This window comes from Pseudomonas sp. MPB23 (genome assembly GCF_046605395.1).
Classification (GTDB): domain Bacteria; phylum Pseudomonadota; class Gammaproteobacteria; order Pseudomonadales; family Pseudomonadaceae; genus Aquipseudomonas.
Genome location: NZ_CP176771.1, coordinates 4,062,965 through 4,079,626, shown reverse-complemented (window position 1 = coordinate 4,079,626; position 16,662 = coordinate 4,062,965). Strand labels below are relative to the sequence as shown.

At 64.2% G+C, this 16,662-nt stretch carries 16 protein-coding genes; 9 read left to right on the top strand and 7 right to left on the bottom strand.

Going from position 1 to position 16,662, the window contains the following annotated elements:
- Positions 1 to 32 precede the first annotated feature (32 nt).
- Entirely contained in the window at positions 33 to 2,021 is a 1,989-nt protein-coding gene (locus ACLH0J_RS18460; RefSeq protein ID WP_411388485.1) for a peptidase U32 family protein, read from the top strand.
- A gap of 22 nt (positions 2,022 to 2,043) precedes the next feature.
- Here the strand turns inward: ACLH0J_RS18460 and ACLH0J_RS18455 are convergent, their stop codons facing one another.
- On the bottom strand, positions 2,044 to 2,946 hold the full coding sequence (locus ACLH0J_RS18455; RefSeq protein ID WP_411388484.1) for a DMT family transporter: 903 nt from the start codon (positions 2,944 to 2,946) through the stop codon (positions 2,044 to 2,046).
- A gap of 109 nt (positions 2,947 to 3,055) precedes the next feature.
- On the opposite strand from ACLH0J_RS18455, the gene ACLH0J_RS18450 reads away from it, so the two are divergent.
- Positions 3,056 to 3,499, top strand: coding sequence for an Lrp/AsnC family transcriptional regulator (locus tag ACLH0J_RS18450; RefSeq protein WP_411388483.1), 444 nt, complete (start codon positions 3,056 to 3,058; stop codon positions 3,497 to 3,499).
- 34 nt (positions 3,500 to 3,533) lie between these two features.
- Here ACLH0J_RS18450 and xylB read toward each other — a convergent pair whose 3' ends face one another.
- From xylB to ACLH0J_RS18420, 6 genes are all read right to left on the bottom strand, one after another.
- Complete coding sequence (gene xylB, locus ACLH0J_RS18445; RefSeq protein ID WP_411388482.1) at positions 3,534 to 4,994, bottom strand: xylulokinase; 1,461 nt, start codon at positions 4,992 to 4,994, stop codon at positions 3,534 to 3,536.
- A 16-nt stretch (positions 4,995 to 5,010) separates the two neighbouring features.
- Entirely contained in the window at positions 5,011 to 6,003 is a 993-nt protein-coding gene (locus ACLH0J_RS18440) for a LacI family DNA-binding transcriptional regulator (protein WP_411388481.1), read from the bottom strand.
- A 21-nt stretch (positions 6,004 to 6,024) separates the two neighbouring features.
- Complete coding sequence (locus ACLH0J_RS18435) at positions 6,025 to 6,957, bottom strand: ABC transporter substrate-binding protein (RefSeq protein ID WP_411388480.1); 933 nt, start codon at positions 6,955 to 6,957, stop codon at positions 6,025 to 6,027.
- Between the two features lie 34 nt (positions 6,958 to 6,991).
- Positions 6,992 to 7,969, bottom strand: coding sequence for an ABC transporter permease subunit (locus ACLH0J_RS18430; RefSeq protein ID WP_411388479.1), 978 nt, complete (start codon positions 7,967 to 7,969; stop codon positions 6,992 to 6,994).
- Entirely contained in the window at positions 7,962 to 9,494 is a 1,533-nt protein-coding gene (locus ACLH0J_RS18425) for a sugar ABC transporter ATP-binding protein (RefSeq protein ID WP_411388478.1), read from the bottom strand. Before ACLH0J_RS18425 ends, ACLH0J_RS18430 begins: the two co-directional genes overlap by 8 nt.
- 155 nt (positions 9,495 to 9,649) lie before the next feature.
- Positions 9,650 to 10,201, bottom strand: coding sequence for a cytochrome b (locus tag ACLH0J_RS18420; protein WP_411388477.1), 552 nt, complete (start codon positions 10,199 to 10,201; stop codon positions 9,650 to 9,652).
- Positions 10,202 to 10,362: 161 nt separating this feature from the next.
- Between ACLH0J_RS18420 and ACLH0J_RS18415 the strand changes: the two genes are divergently transcribed.
- The 7 genes from ACLH0J_RS18415 to ACLH0J_RS18385 are packed head-to-tail and all read left to right on the top strand — an operon-like array spanning position 10,363 to position 16,651.
- Entirely contained in the window at positions 10,363 to 11,040 is a 678-nt protein-coding gene (locus ACLH0J_RS18415) for a thermostable hemolysin (protein WP_411388476.1), read from the top strand.
- Complete coding sequence (locus ACLH0J_RS18410; protein ID WP_411388475.1) at positions 11,030 to 12,508, top strand: AMP-binding protein; 1,479 nt, start codon at positions 11,030 to 11,032, stop codon at positions 12,506 to 12,508. Before ACLH0J_RS18415 ends, ACLH0J_RS18410 begins: the two co-directional genes overlap by 11 nt.
- A complete protein-coding gene (locus ACLH0J_RS18405) occupies positions 12,505 to 13,179 on the top strand; it encodes a TenA family transcriptional regulator (RefSeq protein ID WP_411388474.1) in 675 nt (224 codons plus the stop codon). The genes ACLH0J_RS18410 and ACLH0J_RS18405 overlap by 4 nt, the downstream gene beginning before the upstream one ends.
- On the top strand, positions 13,166 to 13,975 hold the full coding sequence (locus ACLH0J_RS18400) for an SDR family oxidoreductase (protein ID WP_411388473.1): 810 nt from the start codon (positions 13,166 to 13,168) through the stop codon (positions 13,973 to 13,975). Before ACLH0J_RS18405 ends, ACLH0J_RS18400 begins: the two co-directional genes overlap by 14 nt.
- Positions 13,972 to 14,616, top strand: coding sequence for a tetratricopeptide repeat protein (locus ACLH0J_RS18395; protein ID WP_411388472.1), 645 nt, complete (start codon positions 13,972 to 13,974; stop codon positions 14,614 to 14,616). The genes ACLH0J_RS18400 and ACLH0J_RS18395 overlap by 4 nt, the downstream gene beginning before the upstream one ends.
- An 11-nt stretch (positions 14,617 to 14,627) precedes the next feature.
- The gene (locus tag ACLH0J_RS18390) at positions 14,628 to 15,290 is read left to right on the top strand and encodes a response regulator (RefSeq protein WP_411388471.1); all 663 of its coding nucleotides are present in this window, start codon (positions 14,628 to 14,630) and stop codon (positions 15,288 to 15,290) included.
- Positions 15,287 to 16,651, top strand: coding sequence for an ATP-binding protein (locus ACLH0J_RS18385; RefSeq protein WP_411388470.1), 1,365 nt, complete (start codon positions 15,287 to 15,289; stop codon positions 16,649 to 16,651). The genes ACLH0J_RS18390 and ACLH0J_RS18385 overlap by 4 nt, the downstream gene beginning before the upstream one ends.
- Positions 16,652 to 16,662 lie beyond the last annotated feature (11 nt).

Here is a 16,662-nt window from a genome sequence, read left to right as displayed (position 1 = left end):
CCTCAACCGTGACAAGCCTGACTAAAAAAACTATGTCCTTGCCCAAGCATCACCTGGAATTGCTCAGCCCTGCCCGCGATGTCGCCATCGCCCGCGAGGCCATTCTGCATGGCGCCGACGCCATCTATATCGGCGGCCCCAGCTTCGGGGCACGCCATAACGCCTGCAACGAGGTGAGCGATATCGCTCAACTGGTGGAATTCGCCCGTCGCTACCACGCCCGCGTGTTCACCACGATCAACACCATCTTGCATGACAACGAGCTGGAGCCGGCGCGCAAGCTGATCCATCAGCTCTACGACGCCGGCGTCGATGCGTTGATCGTGCAGGACCTGGGGGTGATGGAGCTGGATATTCCGCCCATCGAGCTGCATGCCAGCACCCAGACCGATATCCGCACCCTGGCGCGTGCCAAGTTTCTCGATCAGGCCGGTTTCTCGCAGTTGGTTTTGGCCCGTGAGCTGAACCTGCAGGAAATCCGCGCCATCGCCGACGAGACCGATGCTGCCATCGAGTTCTTTATCCACGGCGCGCTGTGCGTGGCGTTCTCCGGGCAGTGCAATATCTCCCACGCGCAGAACGGCCGCAGCGCCAACCGTGGCGATTGCTCCCAGGCGTGCCGCCTGCCGTACACCTTGAAAGACGATCAAGGCCGCGTCGTCGCCTTTGAAAAGCACCTGCTGTCGATGAAAGACAACAACCAGAGCGCCAACCTGCGCGCCCTGGTGGATGCCGGTGTGCGCTCGTTCAAGATCGAAGGCCGCTACAAGGACATGGGCTATGTGAAGAACATCACTGCCTATTACCGCCAGCGCCTCGACGAGATTCTCGAGGACCGCCCGGACCTGGCCCGCGCCTCCAGCGGCCGGACCGCGCACTTCTTCCTGCCCGACCCGGAAAAAACCTTTCACCGGGGCAGCACCGACTACTTTGTCAGCGACCGCAAGATCGACATCGGCGCCTTCGACACCCCGACCTTCACTGGTCTGCCGGTGGGCGTGGTGGAAAAAGCCGGCAAGCGCGACCTGCAAGTGATCACCCATGAGCCGCTGTCCAACGGCGACGGCCTCAATGTGCTGGTCAAGCGCGAGGTCGTGGGTTTCCGCGCCAATATCGCCGAGCCCAAGGGCGAGTTCGAAGAAGACGGCGAGAAGCGCTACCGCTACCGCGTCGAACCGAATGAAATGCCGGCGGGCCTGCATCAACTGCGGCCGAACCACCCGCTGAGCCGTAACCTCGACCACAACTGGCAGCAGGCGCTGCTCAAGACCTCAGCCGAGCGCCGTATCGGCCTGGCGTGGGTCGCGCGTCTGCGCGAAGCCCAACTGGACGTCACCGCCACCAGCGAAGAAGGCATCAGCGCCAGCGTCACCCTGCCCGGCCCGTTTGGCGTGGCCAACAAGCCGGAACAGGCACTCGACACCCTGCGTGACCTGCTCGGCCAACTGGGCACCACCGAATACCACGCCACCGCCATCGAGCTGGATGCGCCCCAGGCGTTCTTCATCCCCAACTCGCAACTCAAGGCGTTGCGCCGCGAAGTCATCGAAGCGCTGACCGTCGCGCGTGTCGCCGCTCATCCGCGTGGCGGGCGCAAGGCCGAAACCACACCGCCGCCGGAGTACCCGGAAGCGCACCTGTCGTTCCTGGCCAACGTCTACAACCAGAAGGCTCGTGATTTCTATCACCGTCACGGGGTGAAACTGATCGACGCCGCCTTTGAAGCCCACGAAGAAACCGGCGAAGTGCCGGTGATGATCACCAAACACTGTCTGCGCTTCTCGTTCAACCTGTGCCCTAAGCAGGCCAAGGGAGTGACTGGCGTGAAGACCAAGGTGGCGCCGATGCAACTGATCCACGGCGATGAAGTGCTGACCCTGAAGTTCGACTGCAAGCCTTGCGAAATGCATGTGGTGGGCAAGATCAAGGGGCACATCCTCGGTCTGCCACAGCCGGGTAGCGTGGTCGGCTACATCAGCCCGGACGACCTGCTCAAGACCATTCCCCGCGCGCCGCACTGATAGGTAAAGGGGGTGAGCCCGCTCACCCCCGCAAGCCCCTGACCACCGCGATCCCCCGCCCCACCGACCACCCCCGCTGCAACCCCGCTGCCGCCAGCAGAATCGCCGCCACACCCAGCCATTGCAGCCAACCCAGGCGGTGCCCGAAGGCAATCCAGTCGACGAAGATCGCCGCAATCGGGTAGATGAACGACAGCGCGCCGGTCATCGCGGTGGGCAGTTTCTGGATCGCGCCATACAGCAACACATACATGACCCCGGTGTGCACCACCCCCAGCGTGACCAGTGCCGCACAGGCATCGGGCGCGACCGGCAGGCTGTTCCACGGCACCAGGGGCGCCAGCAGCACGGCACCGGTGGTGACCTGAATCAACGCGAGCAAATGCGGCGGCACGTCCTTCAGGCGCTTGATGATCAAGGCAGCGATCGCATACAGAAACGCCGCGCCCAACGCTAACGCGATACCGCCAAGATAATCGTCGCCGCTTCGCGCGTCGCCATGGGCCGTGACGATCGCCAGCATGCCGAGGAACGCCACGCACAACCACGCGAGCGTCTGCAGCGTGATCTTTTCGCCGAGCACCAACGCCGCCAACAGCACCAACAGGAACGGCTGCACGTTGTACACCGCCGTGCTGATGGCAATCGAGGCGCGGGAATAGGCGTCGAACAACAGCAGCCAGTTACCGACGATGGCCACGCCACTGAGCACCGCCAACCCCAGCGTGGCCCGACTGAGCAGGTCCAGGCGCAAGTACCCCAGCAGCGCGCAGACCAGCAGCAAGGTCAGCCCGCCGATCACACAGCGCCAGAACACCACTTCGATGACCGACACCCCCGACACCCGCACAAACCAGCCGATGGTGCCCGAGATCAGCATGGCGCCGATCATTTCCCACGAACCGCGACGGATGGATGTGTCCATGATTGAGGCTCCTCAAGTGAGGCTCAATTATGGCAATCTGCTCGGCAGCGCCTCCAGCGGCTAAAAAAGGCAAACACCCCGGATGACCTTCACTTATTAGGCAAACATCATGATCGACACCATCGACCAGCAACTGATCACCGCTTTGATGGACGACTCGCGCCTGTCCCTCAAGGCCCTGGCCGGCATCACCGGGCTGTCATCGCCCAGCGTCGGCGAGCGCCTGCGCCGCCTGGAAGAGCGCGGCGTACTCACCCACTACACGGTCGACATCGACCCCAAGCATTTTGGCTACCTGCTGCAAGCCATCGTGCGCATCCGCCCCCTGCCGGGCAAATTGCAGGAAGTAGAGCGCCAGATCCAGGCGATCCCCGAATTCACCGAATGCGACAAGGTCACCGGTGAAGACTGCTTTATCGCGCGCCTGCACGTGCGCACGATGGAGCACCTCGACACCCTCCTCGACCGGCTCAATACCTATGCCGAAACCAATACGGCCATCGTCAAGAAAACCCCGGTAAAGCGACGCTTACCGCCGCTGACCAATGACTGAGCGGTCGCGGGCCTGGTGTGGAGAGTGGGGCTTGTTAGTCGTGAAGGGCCTTGGCAGCGGTCAGCAATCCCTGAAACTTGCGATAACGCGCCTCCAGCACCGGCCGTTGCGTCAGGTCAGGCTTATACCGGGCCTTCACCGGCATCCCCGCCGCCAGCAACTGTGCGCCCTGCCCAATCGCCACAAACCCCAGTTTCGCCGCCCCCATGCACGCGCTCAACTCACTGCCCTGCAGGGTGAAGATCTCGCGCTGCAGGGTATTCGCCAACAACTGGGCCCAATATTCACTGCGCGCCCCGCCGCCCACCAGGGCGCAAGCCCCCACGTCGGCGCCCGCTTCTTGCACGGCGTGCAACGCGTCCAGTAAGCCGAAACCCACGCCCTCCATCACCGCGTAACCGAGCATGGCCGCGGTGCAGTCATGGCCCAGGTTCATAAAACCGCCGCGCAGCAACGGGTCGTTATGGGGCGTGCGTTCGCCGGCGAGGTACGGCAGGAACAACGGTGTGGAGAGCGGCACCGCTTGCTCGATGGGCAACTGTGCCTGGACCTGCTCAAGCAGGGTGTGCTCATCCGGCATGCCCGTCAGCCGTGTGACCCAGCGCAGGCAACTGGCGCCGGCCAGCAGGGCGCCCATGGTGTACCAGCGATCGGGCAGCGCATGGCAGAAACTGTGCACGGCGCTGGCCGGGTTACCGGCGGCATGGTCGGTGATCGCTACGATGGCCGCGCTGGTGCCCAGGGTGATGAAGGTGTCCCCGGCGTTGATCGCGCCGATGCCCACGGCGGCCACCGGGTTATCGCCACCGCCACCGGCAATCACCACCCCAGGTGCCAAGCCCAGCCCGGTCGCGGTCAGGACCGCGCTGGCGGCGCCGCCCTCCACCAGCCCGGGCAGTTGCCCGGGCGCCAGGCCGCTGGCTCGCACCATGGGTTCGAACCATTCGCGCCGGGCCACATCCAGCCACAGCGTACCGGCAGCGTCCGACATCTCGCTGATGCGCTCGCCGGTCAAGCGCAAACGCAGGTAATCCTTGGGGGACAGCACGCAATCAATGGCCTTGAACACCTCGGGCTCGTGCTGTTGCAGCCAGAGCAACTTCGGCGCGGTCAACCCGGCCATGGGCAGGCTGCCGGTGATGTCGGCAAACGCGGGCCCCAACTGTTGCGCTTGAGCCACGGCGCGGGCGTCATCCCACAGGATCGCCGGGTACAACACGCGGTCGTCGTCCCCCAGCAACACCGCGCCGTGCATCTGCCCGGACAGGCCGATGCAGGCCACGCGGGCAAACGCCGGATGCGCGCGCAGTTGCGCCAGCGCCTGTACGCAGGCGTGCCACCAGTCTTGCGGTGCCTGCTCGGACCAGCCGGCGTGGCGCCGCGACACACTCAGGCGCACGCCGGCATGGGCCAGCACGTGGCCGTCGATGTCCATAAGAATGGCTTTGAGTTCCGAGGTGCCGAGGTCGATGCCGAGGGAAACGGGACGGTTCATACGTGGGTTATTCCGCTCAAGTACAGCCACAGGAATGGCGCAGTCGCAGAGTGGGCTGCAAGCGCACGCTTTGCACCGGCGCATGCGGCGATGCCATGCGTTGCAACAACAGGTGGACGGCCTGGGCGCCCAGGGCCTGCACCGGCTGGGCAATCAAGGTCAGGCGCGGGACGAAAAAGTCCGCCCAGTCAAAATCATCGAAGCCGACCAGGGCGATCTGCGCCGGCACGTCGAGATGGGCGTCACGCAGGGCCTGCATGGCGCCCAGGGTCATCAGGTTATTCGCGGCCATGATCGCCGTGGGCGGCACAGCCAGGCTCAGCAGTTGCACGGTGGCCGCCCGCGCAGGTTCGGTGTTGGAGCCGCCGTTGACCAGCAACTGCGGATCGAACGCCAGTCCCGCCGCCTGCAATGCCGCCTGGTAACCGGCCACCCGCTCGTCCGTGGTGCTGAACCCCGTGCGCCCGGCAATAAAGCCGATGCGCCGATGGCCATGGTCGATCAGGTGGTGAATCAGGGCTTGGGTGGACTGGGTATTTTCCACGCCCACCTGATCGAACTGCGTACTCATCATCCGATCCACCAGCACCGCCGGGATCTCGTTGGCGTGTAGATAGTCCAGGGCCAGCGAGCCGTTCGACGGCGCCAGCACAATGCCGTCGACGCGCCGGTGATGCAGCGCCGTGACCACGCGCAATTCCTGCTCGGGGTCGTCGTGGGTGTCGACGAACAGCATCATGTAGCCGTGTTTGGCGCACTCGGTTTCAATCGCGTGCACCGTTTCGCTGAAGTAGTGATTGGACAGCGCCGAAATCGCCACGCCGATCGTGCTGGTACTGGAGCGCGCCAGCGAGCGCGCCAGGGTGTTGGGGATATACCCCAGCTCCACGATGGCGCGCTGCACCGCCTGCACCGTGGCCGGGCTGACTTTGCGCGTGCCGTTCAGCACGTGGGACACGGTCGACGTCGACACTCCCGCGCGGCTTGCCACGTCATCCATGGTCACCACAATGCAGTTCCTCTCAACCGATCAATGTTGACTCGACCAGCCGCTGTACGTACCAACGTTGTCGCGGGTGATCAGTCTGGGGGTCAGCAGAGTAACCGCTTCGGTGGGGGCTTTGTCATTGAGCAGGTCATTGCCGACATCCACTGCAGTCTGCGCCATGGCCCATGGGTCCTGGCTGGCCGATGCCTGGATCTGGGTGTCGGTCTTGAGCGCGTTCTCGATATCCGGCGCGCCGTCCACCGAGGTAATGATGATGCCGCTGCGCTTGAGCTGTTTGGCCGCCAGGTCGCTGCCGATGGCTTGCGGGTCGTTGATCGCGAACAGGCCGTCGATTTTCGGGAAGCGCGTGAGGTAACCCTGCATCGCGTTCAGGCCGCCTTCACGCGAGCCCTTGGCGTCCTGGTCGTCGGACAGCACCTTGATGGCCGGCGCAGCGGCCAGTGCGGCCTTGCAGCCTTTGACGCGGTCGGTCACGGCGGTGACCTGCGGGCCGTTCTGGATGATCACATTGCCCTTGCCCGCGAGCTTGTCCACCAGGTATTGGCACGCCAACCGGCCGGCCTCAACGTTATCGGTCTGCACCGTGGCGTTCACGCCCTTGGCGTCGACATCCACGGCCACCACGACGATACCCGCGTCCCGCGCCTTCTTGATCGCCGAGGCCATGGCCGACGGGTCGACGGCGTTGATCAGGATCAGGTCGACCTTGGACGAGATGAAGTTGTCGATCTGCGAGAACTGCTTGCTCAAGTCGTAATCGGCGGACACCGAGGTGACCTTGACGTTGGGATTCAGCGCCTTGGCCCGCGCGGTGGCGCCGTCGGCCAGGGTCACGAAATACGGGTTGCCCAGCGAGCCCATGCTGATGCCCAGGGCCTTGAGTTCGCGGGCTTCGACGGCGTGGGACATCAGGGCAGCCAAGGCGACGACGGGAAAGATATGTTTAAGGTTCATGCCGGTCTCTCTTGTGATTGTTGTAGGAGTGAACTCAGGTCCGCGCACCGGACTGGCGATAGCGATCCAGCGCGACCGCGCCGATGATCACAATGCCCTTGATGATGTATTGCCAGATATCCGACACCCCCAGCAGCACCAGGCCGTTGGTGAGCACCGCGATGATCAGCGCACCGATCAGCGTGCCGCCGATGGTGCCGACGCCGCCGGTAAAGCTGGTACCGCCGAGGATCACCGCGGCAATCGCATCCAGCTCGTAGGATTGCCCCAGTTGCAGGCCGTTGGCGGCGAACAGGCGCGAGGCGCTCATCACCGCACCGAGCCCGGCCAACGCGCCGGACATGGCGTAGACGAACAGCAGCACCTTCCACACCTTGATCCCGGAAAGCCGCGCCGCTTCGGGGTTGCCGCCCACCGAATAGATCTGCACGCCCATCACCGTGCGGCGCAGGATGAACCACGACAGCAGCACCACCGCCACGGCGATCACCACCAGCCAGGGCACGCCGAGGATTGAGTCATTGCCGATAAAGGCGAATGGCAGGTCGGGGTTGAACACGGTTTTGTCGTAGGCCAGCAACCGCGCCAGACCGCGCATGGCGGTCAAGGCACCGAGGGTGACGATAAACGGCGGCAGGCGCATGAACGCGATCAACCCGCCGTTGACCAGTCCCAGCAACAGGCCGAAGCCGATACCGGCGGCAATCCCGAACATACCGAACTGCGGCGACATCGACGCCTGCAACGCCACTACGGCGGACGCCGCGAGGATCGCGCCCACCGATAGGTCGATGCCCGCCGTGAGGATCACAAAGGTCATGCCCGCCGCCAGCACCACGTTGACCGAGGCCTGCTGGGTTATGATCGACAGGTTCTGCACGGTCAGGAAGTTCTCGCTGGCCAGGGCAAACCCCACCAGCAGCAGGATCAGCACCGGCAGCATGCCGACCGTGCGCATCAGCTCGCGCACGCGCTCGGCCTTGCCGGTTGTTGCACTCATCGAATCAGCCATGGGCTACCACCTGATCGCCACCGGTGGCGAGGTCAATAATGCGTTCCTGGGAGATGACGTGGCCGGAGGCCCCGCCGACTTCGGCCACCAACTGGCCTTCGCGCATGATCAACACGCGATCGCAAGTGCCGATGATTTCCGGCAGCTCGCTGGAGATCACCACAATGCCCACGCCAGCCTGGGCCAGTTGATTGATGATGCGGTAGATCTCGGACTTGGAGCCGATGTCCACGCCGCGCGTGGGTTCGTCGAGGATCAGTACGTGGGGCTTGACCTCCAGCAGCCGCGCCAGCAGCACCTTCTGCTGGTTGCCGCCGGACAGCGCGCCGGCATTGACCTTGCCCGAGGCCACACGGATCGACAGGGACTTGATCGCGTCCCGCGCGCGTTGCGCGGCGTGGCCACGGTCGAGCACGCCGCCTGTATGGGCATCGCCCACACAGGCGCAGACGTTGATGTTGTCGGCCACGCTCATGTCCAGGAACAGCCCTTGGGCCTTGCGGTCTTCGGTGAGGTACACCACGCCTGCGCGAATCGCATCGGCGGGGTTGCGCAGTTGCGTGACGGTCTTGCCCACCACTTCCAGGGTGCCGCTGGTGCGCGGGTCGGCGGCGAAGATCAACCGCGCCAGTTCGGTGCGCCCTGCCCCGACCAGGCCGGCAATGCCCAGCACTTCGCCGGCGTGCAGGTCGAAGCTGCACTGGCGCACGCGCTTGCCGTCGGCCATGTCGCGCACGCGCATGACCACGTTGCCGGGGTTATAGGCCGCGTGTTCCTTCTTGTAGAAACCCGACAGGTCGCGGCCCACCATCATTTTCACCAGCACCTCGGCGGACAGCGCGTCACGGCTCAATTCGCCGATGTAGTGGCCGTCCCGCAATACCGACACGCGGTCCGACAGCTCGTAGATCTCGGCCATGCGATGGCTGATATAGATGATCGCCAGGCCCTGGCTGCGCAGCTGTTTGATCAGCGCGAACAGGCGGTCGGTCTCGCGGGACGACAACGGCGTGGTGGGCTCGTCCATCACCAGCAGCTTGGCGTGGGCATGCAGGGCGCGGGCGATTTCCACCAATTGACGCTCGGCAATCGACAGGCTACTGACACAGGTCGCCGGGGTGAATTCGGCGCCCAGGCGTTTGAGCACCTCGACGCAACCGGCCTGCATGCCTTGGCGGTCGATGGTCCAGCCACGGCGCAGTTCGCGGCCCAGGTAGATGTTCTCGGCCACGCTCAGGTTCGGGCACAGGCTCAGTTCCTGGTAGATCACGGCGATGCCGAGGGCTTTGGCGGTGGCGGGATTGAAGCTGGCGACGGGCTGGCCGTCCATGCGGATTTCACCGCCGGGGTCGGCCTGGTAAGCGCCGGAGAGGATTTTCATCAGGGTCGATTTGCCGGCGCCGTTCTCCCCCATCAAGGCGTGGATTTCGCCGGGGTAGACCTTCAGGCCGACATTCCTGAGCACGCGCAGACCGTTGAAGGTCTTGCTGATGCCCTGCATCTCGAGCAAGGGTTCAAGGCTCATGGCTGAGCTCCTGGTTTTATTATTTTTGTGTATCGACCCCCTTGGATCAGAGCCGATTGCCATCGACTCTAATCAGATACATTTACTTACGCAAGCGCTTGCGTGGTCCGTTTGTCGCTAGAAGAAACGTTTCACCAAGCGCCGTAATGTACGAATCAGCGTTTATAACGTTTTGGCAACATGCGCACCAAGGTGTTGTCCTGGACCCAATAGTGATGGAACAGCCCCGCCGCCGCGTGCAGGCCGATCAACCAATAACCCGCGCTGCCCAGCCACTCGTGCCAGTGCTTGAACTGCTTGGCCAGGTCCGGGTCCGGCGCCACCAGTGCAGGCAGTGCGAACTCGAAATACGGCACCGGTTTGCCGCCGGCGCTGAGCATCAGCCAGGCCAGCAAGGGCGTGACGATCATCAACGCGTACAACGCCAGGTGCATCAGGTGCGAAGCGGCTGTCTGCCAGGCGGGCGGGCGCGGCAGGATCGGCGGGCGCGGTGCCAGGCGCCCGAGCAGGCGCAGCCAGACCAGCAGGAAAATACCGATGCCGAACAGCGCATGGCCACCCAATAGCGCACTCCTGAGGGCATGACCCCGTGGCAACAGGCCTTTGAGTTCGATGCAGGCGTACACGCCGACGAACAGCGCCAACATGAGCCAGTGCAGGGTCATCGAAAGCTTCGCATAGCGAGGGGGCAGCAGGGTTTCGGTCATGGAGGGACGCCTTGTGCGTGAGTGGAAAGTCGGGGCCACCCTGCCCGCGCCGCCTTAAGGCAATCTGAAGATGGGCAAAGCGATCATTTTTGCCACCTTCAGACTTCGTTAAGAAATGCCTCGGATACTTCTCCCAACTTCACATGGGAGGCTTTACGCCAATGCCCGGTATTGATTGGAACATTCCCCTGCCCCTGCTTTTCGGCCCTGCCGACGGCGCAAAAATGCGCCTCTCCCGCGCCCTGCCACAAGACGCCGAACGCCCGATGTACGAAGCCTTTATCCAGCAGCGCTTTCGTCTCGCCCACGGTGCCGATATCCGCCATTTCATGCCCCAGCTGTTCGGTGTCAGCCAGGCCGACGGCGAGTTGTGTGCCGTGGCCGGCGTGCGGCTGGCGGGAGACGAGCCGTTGTTCCTGGAGCGTTACCTGGATCACCCCATCGAGCCACTGATCAGCGCCGCCGCCGACCAACCCGTGGCACGCAACGCCATCGCCGAGGTGGGCAACCTGGCCGCCAGCGATACCGGCAGTGCACGCCTGAGCATCATCGCGATCACCTGGCTGCTGGCCACGGCCGGCCTGGAATGGGTGGCGTTCACCGGCAATATCGGCCTGGTCAACAGTTTCCACCGCCTCGGTTTGAAGCCGGTCACCCTGTGCGCGGCCGACCCGCAGCGCCTGGGCGACGAGCGTCATCAGTGGGGCAGTTATTACGAAAGCCAACCCTGGGTGCACGTCGGCAATATCCGCGCCGGGTTCACCCATTTGCGCAACATGGGCCTGTTTTCGCGCCTGGGGTTGCCAACCACGAATGAGGACACCAGCCATGTCGCCTGAAACCCGCCGTTTCCATGCCGTGCTGCGCGGTTATGCCGAACGCAATGACGGCACCATCGCCCTGTGGGGCGATAGCCTGAAAATGGATTACACCGCGCTGTTCGCCGAGGTCGCGTATCGCCAGCAACGCCTGAGCGATGCCGGCGTGAAGGTGGTGGCGCTGGCCCTGGACAATGGTGTGGACGCCATGCTCTGGGACCTGGCCGTGCTGTTCGAGGGGTTGACCTGCCTGACCCTGCCGCCGTTCTTCAGCCCGGCCCAGCGTGCCCATTGCCTGGCGCAGAGTCACGCCGAACTGGTGATCGCCGAGCCGGAACTGGCGGGCGAATTGCTCGACGCCGGTTACCGTCAATCCGGCGAGTTCTGGCGCCGCAGTTTCACCGGCCACCCCGCGCTGCCACTGGACACCGCCAAGATCACCTTCACGTCCGGCACCACCGGCGCGCCCAAGGGCGTGTGCCTGAGTGCCGACAGCCTGTTGCGGGTTGCCCGCGAGTTGCATCAGGCCAGCCATGTGACTGATCCACGCCACCACCTGGCGCTGTTGCCGATCGCGATTCTGCTGGAAAACCTGGGGTGCTACGCCGCCCTGTATGCCGGCGCCACCTTGAGTGTGCCGAGCCAGAAGACCCTTGGCATCCACGGCGCCAGCGCGGTGGACGCGGCGCAGTTGCTCGGTTGCCTGGCGATGCGCCAGCCCCACAGCCTGATCCTGGTGCCACAGTTGTTGCTGATGCTGGTGATCGCCGCCGAGCAGAAGGCCTTCAGCCCCCAGGGCCTGCGCTTTGCGGCGGTGGGCGGTGCTCGGGTGTCCAAGGCTTTGTTGCAACGTGCGCAGCGCCTGGGCGTGCCGGTGTTCGAAGGTTATGGGCTGTCGGAATGCGCTTCGGTGGTCTGCCTCAACCTGCCCGACGCGCAGCGGCCAGGCAGCGTCGGCAAACCCTTGCCCCATGTAGAAATCCGCCTGGCCGAAGACGGTGAAGTGCTGATCAAGGGCTCGACCCTGCTCGGTTATCTGGGACAAGCCGAACCGCCAGCACAATGGTGGCCCAGCGGCGACCTCGGCGCCTTCGACGAGGACGGGTTTCTCTACCTCAAGGGCCGCAAGAAACATCAGTTCGTCACCAGTTATGGGCGCAACGTCAACCCCGATTGGGTCGAGGCCGAACTGACCCAGGGTGGCGTCATCGCCCAGGCGTTCGTGTACGGCGAAGCCCTGCCACAGAACCACGCCCTGCTCTGGCCCCATCGCCCCGACTGCAGCGACGCCCAACTGGCCGCCGCCGTGGACGCGGTCAACGCCGGTCTGCCCGACTACGCCCAGGTGCATGGCTGGACGCGCCTGCAAGAACCCTTTACCGCCGCCAATGGCTTGCTCACCGCCAACGGCCGGCCACGCCGCGACGCCATCGTCGCGCGTTATCAAGCCCGATTTACCCCTGCACTCAACGAGGAAACCTCATCGTGAATTTTTTCGACACGCTGCAAGACGCCACCCAACAGGAACGCCAGGCGCTGTTCAGCCTGCCGATCATCCGCGATGCCCTGGAGGGCAAGGTCGCCCTGGAAAGCTATCGCCAATTTCTCGCCCAGGCCTACTACCACGTACGCCACACCGTGCCGTTGATGATGGCCTGCGGCGCGCGCCTGCCTTCGCGCCTGGAATGGCTGCGCAAGGCCGTCTGCGAGTACATCGAGGACGAGTATGGCCACGAACAATGGGTGCTCAATGACATCGCCGCCTGCGGTGGCGACGCAGACGCGATACGCGACGGACGTCCGGGCCTGCCCATCGAGTTGATGGTCAGCTACCTCTATGACTTGATCGCCCGTGACAACCCGGTCGGCCTGTTCGGCATGGTCAACGTGCTGGAAGGCACCAGTATCGCCCTGGCCACCCATGCCGCCGGCAGCATCCGCGACCACCTGCAACTGCCGGAAGCGGCCTTCAGCTACCTGAGTTCCCACGGTTCCCTGGACATCGGGCACATGGAGACCTATCGCCGCCTGATGAACACGCTGGACGATCCCGACGACCAGGCGGCCGTGATCCGCGCTTCCAAGGTGGTGTACGCGCTCTACACCGACATGTTCCGCAACCTGCCGCGTATCGGGGAGGCTCCCCATGCGCCTGTCTGACGCTCGCGTGGTGCTGACCGGCGCCAGCGGCGGCATTGGCCTGGCGATTGCCACCGCACTGTGCGCCAGAGGTGCCCATGTCCTCGCCGTGGCCCGTCATCGCGCACCGCTGGAAGTCCTGTTGGCGCAGTACCCCGAGCAACTGTGCTGGGTGAGCGCCGACCTGACCTTCCTCACCGACCGGCGCAAAGTGCTGGCCGCCGCCGAAGCCATCGGCGGCGTCAACCTGCTGGTCAACGCCGCCGGGATCAATCACTTCACCATGCTCGAACAGCTCGATGACGCCGAAATCAGCGAGATGCTCGCGTTGAACATCACCGCGCCGATCTGCCTGACCAAGCTGCTGTTGCCGCTGCTCAAGCAAGCGGCGAGCGCGATGGTGGTCAATGTCGGCTCCACGTATGGCTCCATCGGCTACCCCGGCTATGCCACCTACTGCGCCAGCAAGTTTGCCTTGCGCGGGTTTTCCGAAGCTTTGCGCCGGGAGTTGGCCGACACGCGGGTCGGCGTGCTGTATGTGGCACCGCGCGCCACCCGCACCAGCATGAACAGCTCAGAGGCACAGGCCTTGAACGATGCGCTCAAGTCCAACGTCGACGACCCGCACACCGTGGCGTCGGCGGTGGTCCAGGCGATTGCCAGCGAACGCCGCGACTTGTACCTGGGCTGGCCGGAGCGGTTCTTCGTACGCCTCAATAGCCTGCTGCCGAACCTGGTGGACCGTAGCCTGCGCAAACAACTGCCGCTGATTCGTCGATTGAGCGCCAAACCCGTGAAAAAGGACCCTACTCCATGAAACGCCTGTTCGCCGCACTGCTCCTGATTGCCTTGAGTCCCCTTACCTGGGCGCTGGACGCCAGCGACCAACAACGCCTGGCGGACATCCAGACGCGTTGGGCGCATATTCAATACAACTTGCCCGAGGAACAACGCCCCCAGGCCTTTGAGCAACTCGCCGGCCAGGCGACGGCCTTTACCCAGGCACGTCCGCAGGTGGCCGAAGCCTGGATCTGGTCCGGGATCGTCAGCAGCAGTTGGGCCGGCGCCCAGGGCGGGCTGGGTGCATTGAGCAAGGTCAAGGCGGCCAAGGCCGATCTGGAAAAAGCCCTGGCGCTGGACCCCAAGGCCCTGCAAGGTTCGGCCTACACCAGCCTCGCAGCCCTGTATGATCGCGTGCCCGGCTGGCCGATCGGCTTCGGCGATGCCGACAAGGCGGAACAGTTACTCAAGCAGGCCTTGCAACTGAACCCGACGGGCATTGATAGTCTGTACTTCTGGGGCGACCACCTGTACCGGCAGAAACGCTACCCCGAAGCCCGTGACGCCCTGCAAAAAGCCCTGCAGGCCGCGCCTCGGCCGGGCCGGGAAACCGCCGACGCCGGGCGCCGCAAAGAAATCGAAAGCGTGCTGGCCGACATCAACAAAAAACTCAACTGACAGGAGTCTGCGTGCGCCTATTACTGATCGAGGATGACGTGGCATTGGGTGAAGGTATTCACCAGGCGCTGGTTCGCGAGGGATACACCGTCGATTGGCTGCAAGACGGCAGCAGCGCATTGCATGCGCTGCTCAGCGAAACGTTCGACGTGGTGGTGCTCGACCTGGGCCTGCCGCGCATGGACGGGCTGGAGGTGCTGCGTCGCCTGCGCGACAGCGGCGGCTGCTTGCCGGTGTTGATTCTCACCGCGCGTGATGCCACCGAAGACCGCATCGCCGGGCTGGACGCCGGTGCCGATGACTACTTGATCAAACCCTTCGACCTGGCCGAACTCAAGGCGCGCTTGCGCGCCTTGCTGCGGCGCAGCGCCGGGCGCGCACGGGTACTCATCGAACACGCCGGCATCAGCCTGGACCCCAGCACGCAACAGGTCAGCTACCACGGCGAACCGGTGCTGCTGACCCCCAAGGAATACCAGCTACTGCATGAATTGCTCTCGCCGCCGGGTCGCGTCATGACCCGCGACCAGTTGATGCAACTGCTTTACGGCTGGAACGAAGAAGCCGAGAGCAACACCCTGGAGGTGCATATCCATCACCTGCGCAAGAAATTTTCCAGTGACCTGATCCGCACCGTGCGCGGCGTCGGCTACCTGGTGGAGGAGCAACGATGACCTCCATCCGGCGCCGTACCCTGACGCTGATCATCGGCTTGCTGCTCGCCGGGCTGCTGTTGATCAGCGCGCTCAACCTGCATGACAGCAACCACGAAATCGCCGAAGTCTATGACGCCCAACTGGCGCAGAACGCCCGATTGCTCCAGGGCGTGATGAGCATGCCGCTGGCCAGCCAGGACCGTTCCGAGTTGTATCGCGCCTTCAACAAAGCCCTCGCCGATGCCGTGCCTAAGGTAGATGGGCACCCGTATGAAAGCAAAATCGCTTTCCAGGTCTGGAATGCCCAGGGCGAACGCCTGGTGTTCACCCGTAGTGCCCCGTCGTTTACCACACCGCCCACCGAGCCGGGCTACAGCAATGTCGACGACGTGAGCGGGCGCGAATGGCGCGGCTTTGTGCTCAAGGACAAGGACAACGGCCTGCGGATCTGGGTCGGTGAGCGTGACGATGTGCGCTCGGATCTGGTCGAGCGCATTGTGCGTCACACGTTATGGCCCAATGTGCTGGGCAGCCTGATCCTCGCGGCAATGGTCTGGCTGGCCATCGGCTGGGGCCTCAAGCCCTTGGCCGATATGGCGGCCACCCTGCGCGCGCGGCACTCCGGTTCCCTCGAACCGATGCTGCTCACCCCGCTGCCCACGGAGCTTGAGCCGATGCAGGCGGCGTTGAACCGCATGCTCGCGCAAATCCAGGACATGATTGGCCGCGAACGGCGCTTTATCGCCGACGCCGCCCACGAAATGCGCACGCCCCTGGCGGTATTGCGGGTGCATGCGCAGAACCTGCTGGAAGCCGGGACCGAAGCCGAGCGGCGCGAATCCCTGGCCTTTCTGATCACCGGCGTCGACCGTACCAGCCGCCTGGTCAACCAACTGCTGACCATGGCGCGCCTGGAGCCGAGCGGCGGGCGGCCACCGGTACAGACGATCGACCTGGCGGCCACGGTACGCGAAACCTTGATCCAACTGACGCCGTGGCTGCTGAGCAAGGGCCTGGAATTAGTGTTCGATGTCGACGACGACGCCTACACCGTCAGCACCGATGCCTCCGCAATCAATATCGCCCTGACCAATCTGGTCACCAATGCCGCGAACTTTTCCCCGGAAAACGGAGTGATCACCGTGGGATTGCACAAAAACGCCCAGCGTTTCGTCCTGACCGTCGACGACCAGGGCCCCGGCATCGACGAAAGCCAGCGCGACCGGCTCTTCGAGCGTTTTTACAGCCGCGGTAATGCGCAGGGGGCGGGACTGGGCCTGACCATCGTACAAACCATCGCCCAGCGCCTGGGTGGGCTGGTGCGTCTGGACAACCTGGCGGCCGGCGGCCTGCGGGCCAGCCTGGAAATTCCGGGCTGATCGGGTTTTCA

Coding starts and splice junctions, on each gene's coding strand:
- ACLH0J_RS18420 (WP_411388477.1), bottom strand. CDS start 10,201: ATGACCGAAACCCTGCTGCCCCCTCGCTATGCGAAGCTTTCGATGACC.
- xylB (WP_411388482.1), bottom strand. CDS start 4,994: ATGAACCGTCCCGTTTCCCTCGGCATCGACCTCGGCACCTCGGAACTC.
- ACLH0J_RS18410 (WP_411388475.1), top strand. CDS start 11,030: ATGTCGCCTGAAACCCGCCGTTTCCATGCCGTGCTGCGCGGTTATGCC.
- ACLH0J_RS18430 (WP_411388479.1), bottom strand. CDS start 7,969: ATGGCTGATTCGATGAGTGCAACAACCGGCAAGGCCGAGCGCGTGCGC.
- ACLH0J_RS18395 (WP_411388472.1), top strand. CDS start 13,972: ATGAAACGCCTGTTCGCCGCACTGCTCCTGATTGCCTTGAGTCCCCTT.
- ACLH0J_RS18455 (WP_411388484.1), bottom strand. CDS start 2,946: ATGGACACATCCATCCGTCGCGGTTCGTGGGAAATGATCGGCGCCATG.
- ACLH0J_RS18435 (WP_411388480.1), bottom strand. CDS start 6,957: ATGAACCTTAAACATATCTTTCCCGTCGTCGCCTTGGCTGCCCTGATG.
- ACLH0J_RS18385 (WP_411388470.1), top strand. CDS start 15,287: ATGACCTCCATCCGGCGCCGTACCCTGACGCTGATCATCGGCTTGCTG.
- ACLH0J_RS18425 (WP_411388478.1), bottom strand. CDS start 9,494: ATGAGCCTTGAACCCTTGCTCGAGATGCAGGGCATCAGCAAGACCTTC.
- ACLH0J_RS18460 (WP_411388485.1), top strand. CDS start 33: ATGTCCTTGCCCAAGCATCACCTGGAATTGCTCAGCCCTGCCCGCGAT.
- ACLH0J_RS18450 (WP_411388483.1), top strand. CDS start 3,056: ATGATCGACACCATCGACCAGCAACTGATCACCGCTTTGATGGACGAC.
- ACLH0J_RS18400 (WP_411388473.1), top strand. CDS start 13,166: ATGCGCCTGTCTGACGCTCGCGTGGTGCTGACCGGCGCCAGCGGCGGC.
- ACLH0J_RS18415 (WP_411388476.1), top strand. CDS start 10,363: ATGCCCGGTATTGATTGGAACATTCCCCTGCCCCTGCTTTTCGGCCCT.